Genomic DNA, 16,318 nt, shown 5'->3' with positions numbered 1-16,318 from the left:
TTGATAGGAAAGTTTTTTTGCAATAAAAAACTGAATATACTCATGGCAATCATACCTGTTATGGTGCTTTTGACTACAGGTCTAAAAGGAATGGCGCAGGAAGACAGTCAGCCTATTGGGGGAGGCTATGCCATTTCGGGACAATTATCCCATGTGGGTTATACTGCGGAGATTTATGATTCCTCAAACGGACTTGTAACTTCTGACGCATACAGCATTCTATGCGCAAGTGACGGTGCAATGTGGATTGGTACCTACAGTGGTGTCTTCCGCTATGATGGAACGACTTTTGAAAAGCTCGATACGTCAGGTGGACTTACCAGTGGAAGAGGACTGTTTGAAGACAGCAGAGGCAGAATTTTTGTAGGAACCAATGACAACGGAGTTGTTGTGGTTGATGGAGAAGTACAGACTCATTATACCTACAAGGATGGACTTGTGTCCTCGTCTATAAGATCCTTTGCTGAGGATAGTGAGGGCAATGTATATATTGGGACTACTTCAGGTGTTGCCTATATTGATCCTGAAGGAAAGCTTAAGATTATTGATGATGCAAGAATAAATGATGAACGCGTTCTTAAACTGGATTCTGACTCTGCAGGCAGAGTATACGGACAGACCAGAAGCGGAATGATATTTTCTATAGATGATTGCAAGATTGGCGAAGCCCATACTTCAGAAGAGCTTGGAACAGATACCATAACCTCCATTCTGGCAGATCCTGAAGTCGATGGAAAGGTGTATTTGATTACGGAAGGGAATGCTGTATACTACGGTGATTTTGGTGCCAGATCCATAAACATGATAAGAGCTACAGTGTATGCACTTAATAACCTTCACTGGATAAGCTATGATTGCGGCCGTGTATGGATATCATCAAAGGACGGAATAGGCTACATGGAGGATAAAAAGCACTTCAAGCTTGCTAATAATCTGCCCATGACCAGCTCAATAGAGATGCAGACTTCCGACTACCAGGGTAATCTTTGGGTGGCTTCATCTACTCAGGGAGTAATGAAGGTTGTAGCCAACAACTTCTTTAATCTCTCGGAGGAAGCAGGTATCAGGGAGACGGTAACAAATGCAACCTGTTTTTATAAGAATAAATTATATGTAGGCACCGATTATGGCCTGTATATTGTTGATCCATCGGATAAGCCGGTTACTAATGATCTTACAAAGCGCCTTAAGGATATCAAGATAAGATGTATCATGGCAGACAGCAAAGGTAATCTGTGGATTTCCACTGATACAGGAGGAAGAGGGCTTGTCCGAGTAGCTAATGATGGCCAGGTCAATACATATACTGTTGTTAACGGACTTCCCAATAATGAGATCAGATCCACCTGCGAACTGAGCGATGGCGGAGTTGCGGTTGCAACAAATGGCGGCATCGCAATTATAAAGGACGATAAAGTGGTCAGATCCATCTCTACTGAGGATGGACTTAAAAATACGATATTCTTCACTGTGGCAGAAGATAAAGAAGGAAGACTATATGCCGGTACTGATGGCGATGGAATATATGTCATTGACGGTGAAAATATATCCAGGATAGGCCGTGATGAAGGACTCACAAGTGATGTGGTAACAAGAATTAAGAGAGATGATGTTAATGATGTATTTTGGATTCTTACATCCAATTCCATTCAGTATATGAGGGATGGGGATATAAGGACCGTATCTTCATTTCCTTATAATAACAATTACGATATTTTCACTGATGAGGATGGTTGTGCATGGGTGCTGTCAGCTTGCGGTATTTTTAAAGTAAGTATAGAGGACATGATGACTGATTCAATCAGAAGCTACAGGATGTACAATGCTGCCAACGGTCTGCCATTTCCTGTGACCTCCAATTCCTATAGTGCCAAGGGACCAAACGAAAAATTGTATGTTGCCGGAAGACGGGGAGTTATAAGAGCCAATACCGACCATTTTTATGAAGAAAAATCAGAGATCAGAGTAAAACTAAAAAACATGTATCTGGGTGATACCAGAATACTGCCTGATGAACAGGGAAGATATGTTATACCTCCGTCAAATGACCGTATTCAGATACAGGCTTCAGTCATTGACTACACTATGATGAATCCTTTGATAAGAATGTATCTGGAGGGAAGCGAAGACACCGGAATAATTCTGCCCAGAAGTGAACTTAAAGCGTTGGAATACACAGCGCTTCCTTATGGCAATTACAAGCTTCATATACAGATTTTGGGGGACAATGATTCAGACATTATGGAAGAAGCCATATTTGATATTGTGAAAAAGCCAAGATTTGTAGAGCTTTTCCTGTTTAGGATCATGGTGTTCATGGTCGTGGCGCTGCTTGTGGGATTTATAGTCTATGAAGTAATGAAGACTACTGTCATCAGCAGACAGTACAGAGAGATAAGACAGGCGAGGGATGAAGCAGAGCGTGCCAACTCCGCCAAGACCAGATTCCTTGCCAATATATCCCATGAGATAAGAACACCTATAAATACCATCATGGGAATGAACGAGATGGTAATGCGAGAGGATTCCACCGGCGTTCCCAAGAACTATTTCATGTCCATGATGAATTATGCCTTTGACATAAGGAGTGCTTCTGAGTCACTTCTTGGCCTTATAAACGATCTTCTTGATATATCCAAGATTGAATCAGGCAAGATGCATCTCGTGGAAAATGAATATGATATACAGGACACCCTGCGCTCTGTAGTTAATCTGATAAGAGTTCGCAGTACACAGAAGGAGCTTACCTTTGATGTTGTTGTAGATGAGATGATTCCCAGAAGACTCTATGGAGATAATGGAAAAATAAGACAAATTGTGGTCAATTTACTTACAAATGCGGTAAAATATACTGATAGAGGTGGATTCATTCTCAATGTGACTATGCTCAAGCGTGAAAACGACAAGTGCGATATGTGTTTTGTTGTCAAGGACACCGGTATCGGCATAAAGCAGGAGGATATGGAAAAACTCTTTACTGCTTATGAGAGACTTGATGAGGAAAAGAACAGCGGAATTCAGGGAACAGGACTGGGCCTTGATATATCAAGAAGATTTGCTGAACTTATGGGCGGTAGTATCACTTGTAAGAGTGCGTATGGTGAGGGCTCTGAGTTTACCTTTGTGGTGACTCAGAAGGTGATCGATCCCACTCCCATGGGGCTGTTTGTTGAGCATGATGATACACAGCTTAACGGACCTCATATTCCTAAGTTTATTGCGCCGGATGCAGATATTCTTGTGGTGGATGATAATCCCATGAACCTTACTGTAATAAAGGGACTTTTGAAGTCAACTAAGGTATTTGTAACTACTGCCACAAGTGGTGCAGAATGTCTTGAGAAGATTCAGGAAATCAAATTCAATGTTGTTTTCCTTGATCATATGATGCCTGAGATGGACGGTGTTGAAACTGTTCAGGAGATTCGAAAGACGGATACGGAGCTTCCGGTATACGCCCTTACTGCCAATACATCCGAAAATGAAGAGTTCTATAAATCTGTCGGATTTAATGGATATCTCGGAAAACCCATCGATAGTGTGCAGCTTGAGGAGACCATTATGAGACATCTGCCTCCTGAAATGATGGAAAGACCGAGCGGAGAAGAATTTTATGAGGAAGAGATTACTACAATTCCGGAGGACCTTAAATGGATCTACGATGTTCCTCAGATTGATGTTGATGAGGGCATAAAGAATTCAGGCGGAGTTGGAGGATATCTGGTATCGCTGAGACTGTTTTTGGATACCATAGAATCTAATGCTAAGGTAATTCAGGATGCATATGATGAGAAGAACATCCGACTCTATACCATAAAGGTTCATGCGCTTAAGAGCTCTGCAAGGATAATAGGAGCAATGGAGTTAAGCCAGCTTGCAGCTTCACTTGAGGATGCAGGAAATCGTGATGATACAAGATTTATAAATAATAATAATGCAAGGTTTATGAGTGACTATCTCACCTTTAAAGAGATACTGGCTCCGCTTAACAACAAGGAAGAGGATGATACAGGTAAAGAGGATATATCTGATTCAGAGCTTTCAGAAGCTTATGAGGCTCTGCGTGAAGTGATTCCTCAGATGGATTACGATGCTGTTGAGATGATTATTGGACAGCTAAAATCATTTAAGCTGCCCGAGGAAGATGCGAAGAAGGTTGCGGAGCTTGAGAAGATGCTCAGAAACTTTGACTGGGACAAAATGGAAGAACTAATATAAACATGCGAAGGGAGTTACTATGGCAGGAAGCAGCATGATTGTGGTAGGGGAAAAGGAATCGTTTATTGTCAGGGTACTTATACAAAAGGCTGAGGCGGCAGGATGCTCTACGTCTTTTGTTCATTGGAGTGTCAATGACATCAATAACGGAATCGGAGATGCCGCTCTTGTGACGTTATATCTCGATGAAAAGGACTTGCCTGATGAGGAAGCTATTCATTTTCTTATAGATAAGATGAATGAAAAAAGTCTTCAGATGGTACTGATAGGTGAGCAGAGAGACATAGAAACCATGGAAAAGATCATACCTGCACAGCTTATTTATCAGGCATTTTCAAGACCGGTAAATAATGCTGACTATGTTACTGCTGTTACCGACTATTTCCAGAAGATGGCTACCGGCGAGCTGAGGAAGTGCATTCTTGTTGTGGATGACGACCCGCAGTATCTTACCCTTGTCCGTGAATGGCTAAAGGAAGAGTATAAGGTTGCCATGGCTAACTCCGGTATGCAGGCGATAAAGTGGCTTGGGAAAAATAAGGCTGATCTGATCCTGCTTGATCATGAGATGCCTGTAACCACAGGACCACAGGTACTGGAGATGCTAAGAAGTGATGATGAAACAAAGGCAATTCCTGTCATGTTCCTTACCGGAAAAAGCGATAAAGAGAGTGTTATGTCAGTTGTTGCTCTTAGACCTGAAGGATATTTTCTTAAGAATATCGGAAGGGCAGAGCTCCTTGAAAAGCTTAAGGAATTTTTCATCATGCATAAATAAAGAGCATGAAAAGTACGTGATATATTACTTATAAGGGGAATAGATGTACGCGTTTATAAAAGCCAATCAATTGGATATCATGCGGATCCTGTGTACTATATGTCTGATAATGGGATTTTTGCTTCTGATAACTAGATTCCTTCCGACGAGGAGAAAGTGGATACTTATCGGGATGGAGCTTGTTGCGGCTTTTCTTCTTTTCTTTGACAGATTGGCATATATATATTCCGGTGGGGTAGGAATTACATCTTTTATTATGGTGAGACTATCCAATTTTATGGTATTTCTCCTGACGCCTGCTGTTGTATTTGTATTTAATCTGTATCTTGTTGACCTTCTGAATAATAATAAATCAAAACTCACAGTTATTCCGAAGAGACTTATATTCACAGGTATAACATCTGCTATAGGTATGATGCTCGCTGTTATATCTCAATTTACGGGACTTTATTATACATTTGATTCTAATAATGTATACCACAGAGGACCTGGATTTATTCTGTGCTATCTTATTCCGGTAATCTGCCCGATAATACAGTTTACGGTTATATTTGAAAACAGGAAAAAATTCAGTATATATATTTACACAGCCATGACATTATATATCTTTGTGCCTATTGTCATGGGAATTATTCAGATATTTACTTATGGAATATCAATTGTAAATATGGCGATGGTACTTGTGTCCATTTCTTTGTACATCTTCACTTATCTTGACGTAAATGATGAGGTAATAAAGGCTCATAATCTTGAGATGGAGAACCTGAAGAATGAAAAGAAGAGTACAAAGCGCCTCTTTGAGCAGACAGCAGAGGCTTTTGTAAAGGCTGTCGAAAAAAAGGATGATGAGAAGCAAGGGTATTCGGTAATGGTTGCTGAAATGGCTAGAAGAATTGCGGAAGCTGCAGGCAAATCCGAGGAGGAGTGCGACGAAGTATATTATGCATCACTTCTTCACAACATAGGTATGATAGGAATGCCTGATGCAATTGTCGAAAAGACAGATGACCTGACAAAAATGGAATATGAGAGGATTAAGCAAAAGCCTATTCTTAGCAGTGAGATTTTGTCAGGGATTACGGAATATCCCTATCTTAGTATTGCTGCCAGGTACTGCTGTGAGAGATATGATGGCACAGGATATCCTGAAGGACTTAAAGGTGAAGCTATACCTGAGATATCACGTATCATAGCAATTGCCGATGCCTACGTGGCAATGAGTATAAAACAGAAATACAGAGATGCACTGCCACTTCCCATTATACGTGAGGAGTTTGTAAAAGGAGGCGGCACGCAGTTTGATCCCACTTATGCGGACATAGCTATTCAGCTTATAGATGCAGATGTTAATGAGAGCATCATCACTGAAGAAGTTCCTATAGAAACAGAGCTTAAATGCGGAGAATACAGAGACAAGATCTCAGCAGGAATAATTATAGACGATACCATTACGAGAGTGAAATTCTCCTGCGTCAGATTGGGAAATGAACTTGGCGGATTCAGTCAGCCATCCATTATTTTGTTTGATTCCTATGACAGGCATGCATACAGCAGTCAAAGAGCTATAGATGCATTTAGCTACATTGAATACGGAGAGCTTTGGTTTGATGGTCACAATGTTCTGACAGGTGCAAGAAATATAAGAATCAGAACTTTGGGAAATGATAATGATCAGGGAAATGATGAAGCAGGACAAGCCTATGCCATTACCGCAGGCCGCTATGGAGATCATTTAAAGCTCCTTATGGAGAGCGGAGGCAGGATAATAGAAGCGATTGTTGCTCTTCCTGATAAGACAAGGGCTGCATATATAGGTATCACCGGTGAAAACTGTTATATCACAGGTATAGATGTTGAAAAGACAGATGAAGCAGTAAGAGCTGAGGATATTCCGAGAATAGAAGATGAGCTCGATTATACGTATAGACTCTCATCCGATGTGCCAAACATCCAGATTGACAGGACAAGGTCTGATGCTACTGAGGGCATTGCAATCAGCGATCATCTAAAGTTGAATTTCCATTCCATGAGCCTTCCATCTGCAAGTCTTGTGTGGCATTGCCCATATCTGGTACTTTTTTATTCAGATGATAAGAAGGTATTTGGTGAGGGATATCGTGAATATGCATTGATCAAGCTAAATGGTGAGAGTGATCCTGTTAAGGAATTTGCGCAAAACAAATTTATAATAAAAAAGACTGAGAAGTTCCAGAACTGGAATGTTTGGAAAACTACCTGTCAGCGAGGCATGGAATTTGAGGTACTTCTTAAGAAAAAAGGAAATACCGTAACAACCATCGCTGAGAATCTTGGTATTTACATCGAAAATGTCACTACCATAAACGATGGCAATAACAAGATTTACGCAGCACTTACAGGCGATCAGGTCGCTCTTACAGATATAAGGATAAGATAAAAAGCATATGCTTCTTCATCTTACTAAAATCACTCATAAAAAGCTTCTGCAAGCCCCATTCGTCTGCGCTAGCCTCGCCAGCAGACGAAATGGGGCTTGCAGGAAGCTTTATTTTACTTTCTTTACTTTGATTTCATAAGGAATGCTCTCGTAGAGGGGGCTGCTGATTCTGATAAAATACTTCTTGCCCTTCTTAAGCTTAACCTTTTTTAAGGTAAGGAAGCCTTTTCCTGCATGTGCAGTTTTAAATGAGTTCTTTTTATCTACCTTGGTTTTGCTCTTGTAGCCTGTTACGTAGAAGAAATCACCTGTTGCAGCATCATCTGTGTTCTGAATATAGAACTTGTAGTTACCTGTCTTTGGAGCCTTGAAAAGGTACCAGTCCTCGTCATCGTTTTTCTTGTTGAGGATTCCGCTATAAAGCTTTTTTGTAACTATTTTGTTTGCAGCCTTTGCAGTATTATTGTCCTCGGACTCAAAGTTAGCGGGTGTCTCGTTTACTACTGTGAGCTTGTAATAATATGTTGCAGCATATCCTGTACCTGCAATTACATGTATGCTTCCTGTTTTTCCGGGAGCATAAGCGTAGCTGTGTGAGACGCTGTGAGAACCATCAAGGTCAGTATCAAGAAGCTGATTATCTACTGATAAGTCTAACTGTGAAGGATTGGGTGTGAGATGCTTCCCATCATTATCGATACAGTTAGTTACCTGCAGATCAACCTTGAAATATCCACTTGCAGGTGTCTGGAATGTGAAGTCACATGATCCGTTTGTTTTAAGTGTGAAGCTGTAAGGCTGATTCATGTTAAGATTGGTAGCTGCCTTAACTTCAGCCGGATTAACCGCAAAACTGCAGCTAAAAACACTAAGCGCAAGAACAAGCGCTTTTACCTTTGTTGCAAAACTTTTTTTCATACAATACCTCTTTCCGGTACCAGCCCAAAATGATACCTCTTTCATTTTTTGTTGCCAATGCTATAGTCCATTCCCTTTGGAGTAGCCTTAAAAAGACAACATGTTTGATATTGTAACATATTTTTAACATTTATGCGATTTTTTACCGGATCATTAAGTGCATTAAATGTAAGATGTTAAATATACCGCATGAGCTCTCGTATATCATCATCTGTTGTTGCCCAGTCGGTAGCAAGTCTTATTACGGTATGGCTATCATCAGGCTTTTCCCAAAAACCATATCGTACATGTTCTGCTAAGGACTTAAGCTTGTCATCCTCCATGATGATAAATTGCTGATTTGTAGGTGAATCGATATAGAGCTTATAACCTTTCTCAACGAGAGCTTTTCTTAGGAGCTCTGCCTTCTCGATTGCATTTTTGCTAATTTCAAAATACAGTTCATCTGTAAAAAGTGTGTCAAACTGAAGGCCAAGCAGCCATCCTTTCGCAAGGAGAGCACCGTGCTGCTTGATAATTGGAACGGGATGCTTTGTAGGTACTCCCTTAGGGAACACAACAGCTTCGCCAAACAATGCACCGACCTTTGTTCCACCGATATAGAATACATCTGAGTACTTGGCGATATCTTTTAAAGTCACATCAGTGCGATTGCTCATAAGGCCGTAGCCAAGTCTTGCCCCGTCAATAAAAAGCGGAATGTCAAACTCTCTGCAGACCTGTGAAATTGCTGAGAGCTCAGCTTTGGTGTATAGAGTACCATACTCTGTGGGGTGGGATATATACACAGCTCCGGGGAAAACCATATGCTCATGGTTATCATCATTATAGAAACCTTGGATGTAGGCCTTGATATCTGAAGCTTTTATTTTCCCAATCTCATCTGAATAAACTGCGATATCTTTGCCATCACAGTCAGTATCTGAGGAGATTGTCAGCACCTTATGTCCTGAAAATTCTATGGCGCCTGCCTCATGGGCTGCAACGTGACCTGTGGCTGCAGCAATGACTCCCTCATAGGGCTTAAGCAGCATATCAAGAATAGTCTGATTGGTCTGGGTTCCTCCTACAAGAAAGAAAACATCTGCTTCCGGACATCCGCAGGCTGCTTTGATTTTTTCTGCAGCGCTCTTGCAATATTCATCGGTTCCGTATCCGTCATTCTGCTCAAGATTAATCTGGCCAAGCCTCTCGAGAATACGAGGATGAGCACCTTTTGTATAGTCACTTGAAAATGAAATCCTGTTATCCATTACTGCTTTCTCCTTGAAGATATATAGATTTTTTATTGATATTTTACGCCAAAAAAGCTTGTGCGCAATACTTATGATGATAATTAAAAAATATATCTAAACTTCCCATATCCTAAAACCCTGCGAGCCCCATTTCTTCTGCTGGCGAGGCTATTAAAATAGTGGGGAGATTTGTATATATGCCACCCAAAGCATGTTTGAACCCTAATAATCGCCGCACCGGAGGAACGAATGGTTCCCTGACATTTGAAGAAAGTTATACAAAATGGTAAACTGATAGCCTAATTGATAAGTGGAAAGCTTTGAAATTAGTAGTATATAAAAAACTTTGAGATGGGTATTATCAGATGGCAAAAAATGTATATCTTAATCTGGGTAAACCGGATGAACTTACAGCGGTGGGGAGAGCACTTTCTGTTCCGATAAGAGCACAGATTCTTTCAATAATTGCTAAGGAGCAGATGAGTATTGCAGATATAGCAAGAGAACTCAAGATTCCTGCATCAAGCTGTGCTTCTCATATTAAGGCACTGCAGGAAGCAAACCTGGTAAGAATGGAGCAGATACCGGGGACACGCGGCAGCATTAAGATGTGTAGCCGCAACGTTGACAGGATTGATATCAGACTTGTGGAACCTACTGAGAATGTGGATGATGTCTTAAGGGTTGAGATGCCCATAGGTGCTTATACGGACTGTCATGTGTACGAGACCTGTGGTCTGGCTGATGAGAACGGACTTATAAGCATGGATGACAGGGAAGAGAATTTTTATTTACCTGAAAGAATAAACGCCAAGATACTGTGGTCCTCCAGAGGATATGTCGAGTATTCGTTTCCTAATCAGATTTTTTCTCTTCCGTTTGTTGCAAAACTTAACAGAATTTCTATTTCAGCTGAGATTTGCTCTGAGGCACCGGGCTTTAATCTTGACTGGAAATCAGACATAACCCTGTGGATAAATGGAATTGAATGTGGCACCTGGACCTGTGATGGAGACTATGGAGAGAGAATGGGGCTTAATAATCCTGCATACTGGCCTAAGGGAAGGACGCAGTACGGAGAGCTTACCTCATGGGAGGTTACAGGAAAAGGTACATATATCAATCAGAAAAGAATTGGAGATCTTACAATAGAAGAATTGGGAATCATGAATTCACATAGGATAACTGTAAGATTCGGAAACAAGGAAAATGCCAAACACATCGGCGGATTCAATATCTTCGGAAAAGAATTCGGAGATTACAAACAGGATATAGTGATGGGACTTGCATATGAATATGCAGGCGGAAAGTCTAAAAGCGAAGCTTAATTGCTTCGCTTTTTTTGTGGAGTAAAGGATTTTTTAAGATATTTAAACAAAAATATTGTTCAAATACCCCTAAAAGCATAAAAAACAGCCTATAAAAACAAAAACTTTGTTGAATACACTTTCTGAGTTGTCTATAGTTTTACTTGTAAATACTAAACTTCTTGAACGCAAAATACTTAGTAAAAAAACAATACCGGAAAGGCAAAAATATTTATGAGGAGTTATATCAAGGATTATCCCAGACCGCAGCTTGTCAGGAGCAATTGGATCAACTTAAACGGTCAGTGGGATTTTGCATTTGATGATGAAAACGTGGGGACACAAAGTGGCTGGGAGAAGGGATTTGATACAGAGCTTAGTATCATGGTTCCCTTTACATACGAAACGGCAATGAGCGGAATCGGCAGAGAGGAAGCTCATGAACATGTTTGGTATCACAGAACACTGGAATTAAAAAAGGATAAGCACAAGAGATATATTCTGCACCTTGAGGGAAGCGATTATCTGACAAAGGTTTGGGTTAACGGCAAATACGCAGGCTCTCACAAGGGAGCATATGAGAGAGCAAGCTTTGATATAACAGAGATTGCAGAGAACGGTACAAATGACATAACAATCACAGTTGAGGACTCCTTCAGCATAAGACAGCCAAGAGGAAAACAGCGTTGGATTAAGGATAACTTTGGCTGCTGGTATGTTCAGACTACAGGAATATGGAAAACCGTGTGGCTTGAGGAAGTGCCTGAGCAGTACATAAAAAACATAAAGCTTACACCTGACCTTGAAAATAGCAGTATAAAAATCGAAGCTGAATTTGAAGGGCTTCCGGTTTCCAAAACTGCTAAGGAGCCATTTATTTATGCTCTTAAGGGAGAGATAAGCTTTGGCGAAACTCTGATCAGAAGCTTTTGCACATCAGTAAACAGTAACCATGTGACATTAGATGTAAAACTTACAGACTACGGCGAAGCAGAGTGGGGACTGCACACCTGGACACCTGAGAATCCCGAACTTTATGACCTCTCACTTACCCTGGAAAAGGATGGCGCAGAAACAGATAACATACTTTCTTATTTTGGGATGAGAAGTATACGAACAGAAAACGGCCAGTTTTTATTAAACGGAGTTCCGATATACCAGAGGCTTATTCTGGATCAAGGCTATTGGAAGGACTCACACCTCACACCTCCCGGTGAGGACGCGCTTATTGATGACATAGATAAAATCCATCAGCTTGGCTTTAACGGTCTTAGAAAACACATGAAGACAGAGGATGAGAGATTCCTCTACTGGTGTGATGTTAAGGGAATGCTGGTATGGAGTGAGATGGCAGCCTGCTATGACTATGATGACGAAGCCGTGAGCAACTTTACCGATGAATGGAAGGCTATAGTCAGACAGAACTACAACCATCCATGCATCATCACCTGGACTCCGTTTAATGAATCCTGGGGCATACATGAAGTTTCAACAGACAGAATGCAGCAGCATTTTACGGAAGGCATTTATCATCTTACAAAGAGCATAGACGGAATGCGCCCCGTGATAGTAAACGATGGATGGGAGCACACTGTGTCGGACATCCTTACGCTGCACGAGTATGAGGAAAAGGGCGAGATTTTCACGGAAAGGTACACCGAAAAAAAGGATGAGATCCTGGCAGGAACCTATGCCCACAACAAGGCAAATATGGCCTTTGCAAAAGGCTATTCTTATTCAGGGCAGCCCATAATCATCAGTGAGTATGGCGGAATAGCATTTTCTACAAATGCGGAAAATGAGTGGGGCTACGGCAACACAGTTTCCGATGAGGATGCCTTCATAGACCGCTATCGTAAAATCACGGAAGCTATAATGAATCTGTCTTATGCAGCGGGCTTTTGCTACACACAGGTCAGCGATGTACAGCAGGAAGTAAACGGACTTATGACCATCGACCGCAGATTTAAAGTTGATCCCGAGAAAATCAGAGAGATAAATGTGCAGAATAATGCGCTGCATAGGTAACGTTCAAAAATATCAAGACCTTTAATGTTTTTTAAAGCGATTTTACAAAACATTTTTCTTATTACAACAAGATTTTTGTTCTGAATATTAAAAGCAAATGCTATTGAACAAAAATGAAGAGAAAATGTCTAAAAAATACTATAAAACAGTACAACTTAAGGGCAAATGTATTTTTTCGTAAGTTATTAGGTGTTATCATGAAGAAACCTTGAAGGGGAAACGTTTTAAAAAGACGCTTTTGATAGGGCAAAGGCGAAAACGTTTATCAGGGATTTTGCTATACGGAGGAGAAGGAAATGAATGTTATGCATTCCGAGTGGAGGGACAGGATCAGTCATTGGGTGCGTACACTGAAGGACGATTTCTATGAACCTCTTGGCGAGATGGAGTGGGAAGCTGCAGTAACAATGAAGCAGCTGGGTATGGAAAATCTTGGGGATCTAAAATTCAGACCGGTTGAGCCCGGTTTCACATGGGGCAATACCTACGAGTATTGCTGGTTCAGGACAAAGATCACACTTCCCGAAAATTCAAATGGAAAAAGAATAGTAATGGAGCTTAAGCCGGGAGGCGAAAGTACTCTTTTTGTAAACGGAAAAAGCTTTGGTACTTATCGCGCTGACTGGGTTTGGGTTCCGCATCATTACATAGAGGATAATGTGCTTACAGCGTGTGCAGAAGGCGGTGAGGAATACGAGGTCCTGATGGAGACCTATGCGGGGCATTACTATCCGGAGGCACCTACAGGGGGCTGCGCAACAGGACCTGTTCTGCCCGGAGCATTTGTTGATCCTGCAACAGAGGGACAAAGGAGAGTTCTTGGACACTGCACCTATGGCATTTGGAATGAGGATGCGTATCAGCTTTATATGGATGTTGATACTTTGAGGCAGCTCCTTGAAACCCTTGATCAGACGACGCTTCGTGCCGCAAAGATTGCAAAGGGACTTGAGCAGTTTTCTCTGATAGTTGATTTTGAACAGCCAAAGGAAGATAGGATACAAAGCTATAGAGAAGCAAGAGAAGCCTTAAAGCCTTATCTTGAAGCTGTTAACGGATCTACAATGCCGCAGTTTTATGCAGTCGGTAATTCGCATTTAGACCTTGCCTGGCTGTGGCCCATGCAGGAGACCTACAGAAAGACAGCAAGAACCTTTGCGGCTCAGCTGAGACTCATAGAACAATATCCGGAGTACAAATATATTCAGAGTCAGCCGGCTGCCTATGAGATGTGCAGAAAATATTATCCGGAGCTTTTTGACAGAATAAAGGAAGCAATCAAAGGCGGACAGTGGATTGCTGAGGGGGCCATGTGGGTTGAACCTGACACCAATATGGCAAGCGGCGAGGCACTTTTAAGACAGCTCCTTTACGGCAAAGAATATTACAGAAAAGAATTTGGTGTAGACAGCATCGTGCTGTGGCTTCCGGATACCTTCGGTTACACAGCGGCGCTTCCGCAGATACTCATAGGATGCGGCGTTAAGTACCTGGTAACTCAGAAGATTTTCTGGTCCTACAACGAGGGCGACACCTTCCCTTATCACTATTTTACATGGGAGGGAATGGATGGCTCTAAGATTACGGCTTTTCTTCCTACCAGCTACACCTACAGAACAGACCCTTCGCAGCTTGACGAAGTCTGGAAAAACAGAAGCCAGGTTCAGGATCTTGATGCATTTCTGCTTCCCTTCGGATATGGAGATGGCGGTGGTGGTCCTTCAAGAGATTATCTCGAATACGCAAGAAGAGAGACGAATCTTGAGGGAGCAGCAAGGGTCAAAATGGCAGGCCCTGTGGAGTTTTTTGAGGATATGGAGGAAAAGGGCGGCCCCGTAAATACTTATACAGGCGAACTTTATTTCTCAGCTCACAGAGGTACCTACACATCACAGGCTAAGGTTAAGAACAATAACAGGCGCGCTGAATTTGCTCTCAGAGACATGGAAATCCTTGGAAGCCTTCTTGTAGCAAAGGGCGGTGAGTATGACCTTAAGGAGGCAGGAGAACTATGGAAGGAACTTCTTTTACATCAGTTCCATGATATACTCCCGGGTTCCGGAATAAAAAGGATGTACATAGAATCCAACGAGAGGATGGAGAAGCTCATAAAAAGAGCAGGAGAAAAGACGACAGAATTTGCGGAGAGTATATGCGAGAGTGATGAGGATGCGATAACCATTTTCAACACACTTTCCTTTGAAACAAAGAGAATTGTTGAGCTTCCGGAGCGCTTTGCAGAAGGTGCAAGAGACGGGGAAGGCAATGCGGTTATAACAGAAAAAAATGAAGACGGCGCAGCTGCTCTTTTGACAATTCCTGCCATGGGCTGCGTTACACTAATCCCCTGCAAAGGCAGGCCAGAGGTTGCAGGAGCCGGAGCCTACGAGGAAGGCGGGAACATAATCCTTGAAAATACAAAGATTATTGTGAAAATCAGCAAAAAGGGTGAGATCACAAGCTTTGTCCTTAAGAAGACCGGAAGAGAGTACGCGAAGGAGCCCATGAACCGTTTTCATATGTATAAGGATGTTCCCAGAGTATTTGATGCGTGGGATATAGATTCAAATTATATCGACCAGGAGATAGAAGGAGCTGAAAATGTCAGCACAAAAATCATAAAAGAGAGAGGTCTTACAGCTAAGGTTGAAGTTAGCGGAAATATCGGAAATTCAACTTTTAAACAGATTATATCCTTATCGTCAGATGCTGACAGAGTGGAGTTTGAAACAGACGTTGAATGGAACGAGCTTCACAGATTGCTAAAGACAGGATTCCCTACAACAATTTATGCAACTGAGGGAATAAACGAAATGCAGTTTGGATATGTGAAAAGACCTACACACAGGTCAAGAGCCTATGACAAGGACCGCTTTGAAGTGTGCAACCACAGATATACAGCACTTGCGGACGGCTCACATGGAGCTGCGATATTAAACGACTGTAAATATGGAATCAGCATGAACGGATCATCAATGGAGCTTACCCTTCTGAGGGCAGCAGCTTCACCTGAGATGAGAGCTGACAACGGACATCATCATTTCACCTATGCATTTATGGCATGGGAAGGAAGCTTTGCTGAGAGTGATGTTGTACGCGAAGGGTATGAGCTTAACACAGCTCCGATAATTGCCAGGGGTAAGAGAGATGGGGAATCTCTTGCCACTTTGGATAAAAAGAATGTGATTCTTGATACGGTAAAACCTGCAGAAGACGGATCCGGGGATATTATCCTGAGATTCTATGAAGCACAGGGGGCTGCCTGCAGGGTGAATGTAAAGACACTGCTTAGGGGTAAGGCAAGTCTTTGCAACATGCTTGAAGAAAAACTGTCGGATATAGAGTTTGTAAATGGGGAACTTACTCTGGACTTTAGGGCTTTTGAAGTAAAGACAGTCAGAATTCAAATTCATTGATT

8 protein-coding genes are annotated in these 16,318 nt (G+C 41.8%); 6 read left to right on the top strand and 2 right to left on the bottom strand.

Going from position 1 to position 16,318, the window contains the following annotated elements; genetic code table 11:
• From ACHCNF_RS05135 to ACHCNF_RS05125, 3 genes are read left to right on the top strand one after another with little or no spacing between them, the layout of a single operon-like run.
• Complete coding sequence (locus tag ACHCNF_RS05135; protein WP_408071714.1) at window positions 1-4,218, top strand: hybrid sensor histidine kinase/response regulator; 4,218 nt, start codon at window positions 1-3, stop codon at window positions 4,216-4,218.
• Window positions 4,219-4,237: 19 nt separating this feature from the next.
• On the top strand, window positions 4,238-4,996 hold the full coding sequence (locus ACHCNF_RS05130; protein ID WP_408071713.1) for a response regulator: 759 nt from the start codon (window positions 4,238-4,240) through the stop codon (window positions 4,994-4,996).
• A gap of 43 nt (window positions 4,997-5,039) precedes the next feature.
• The gene (locus tag ACHCNF_RS05125; protein ID WP_408071712.1) at window positions 5,040-7,412 is read left to right on the top strand and encodes an HD-GYP domain-containing protein; all 2,373 of its coding nucleotides are present in this window, start codon (window positions 5,040-5,042) and stop codon (window positions 7,410-7,412) included.
• A gap of 108 nt (window positions 7,413-7,520) precedes the next feature.
• On the opposite strand, the gene ACHCNF_RS05120 is transcribed toward ACHCNF_RS05125, so the two are convergent.
• A complete protein-coding gene (locus tag ACHCNF_RS05120) occupies window positions 7,521-8,330 on the bottom strand; it encodes a hypothetical protein (RefSeq protein ID WP_408071711.1) in 810 nt (269 codons plus the stop codon).
• A gap of 176 nt (window positions 8,331-8,506) precedes the next feature.
• Complete coding sequence (locus ACHCNF_RS05115; RefSeq protein ID WP_408071710.1) at window positions 8,507-9,583, bottom strand: threonine aldolase family protein; 1,077 nt, start codon at window positions 9,581-9,583, stop codon at window positions 8,507-8,509.
• A 347-nt stretch (window positions 9,584-9,930) separates the two neighbouring features.
• On the opposite strand from ACHCNF_RS05115, the gene ACHCNF_RS05110 reads away from it, so the two are divergent.
• The 3 genes from ACHCNF_RS05110 (at window position 9,931) to ACHCNF_RS05100 (ending at window position 16,316) form a co-directional block, all read left to right on the top strand.
• Window positions 9,931-10,893, top strand: a complete 963-nt coding sequence (locus ACHCNF_RS05110) for an ArsR/SmtB family transcription factor (RefSeq protein WP_408071709.1) — start codon at window positions 9,931-9,933, stop codon at window positions 10,891-10,893.
• A 213-nt stretch (window positions 10,894-11,106) separates the two neighbouring features.
• Complete coding sequence (locus ACHCNF_RS05105; protein ID WP_408071708.1) at window positions 11,107-12,900, top strand: glycoside hydrolase family 2 protein; 1,794 nt, start codon at window positions 11,107-11,109, stop codon at window positions 12,898-12,900.
• A gap of 296 nt (window positions 12,901-13,196) precedes the next feature.
• Window positions 13,197-16,316, top strand: a complete 3,120-nt coding sequence (locus ACHCNF_RS05100) for an alpha-mannosidase (protein WP_408071707.1) — start codon at window positions 13,197-13,199, stop codon at window positions 16,314-16,316.
• Window positions 16,317-16,318: the final 2 nt, after the last annotated feature.

Source organism: Butyrivibrio sp. NATIVEDY162 (assembly GCF_045999815.1).
Taxonomy (GTDB): domain Bacteria; phylum Bacillota; class Clostridia; order Lachnospirales; family Lachnospiraceae; genus Butyrivibrio.
This window is presented reverse-complemented; position numbering and strand designations above follow the sequence as displayed.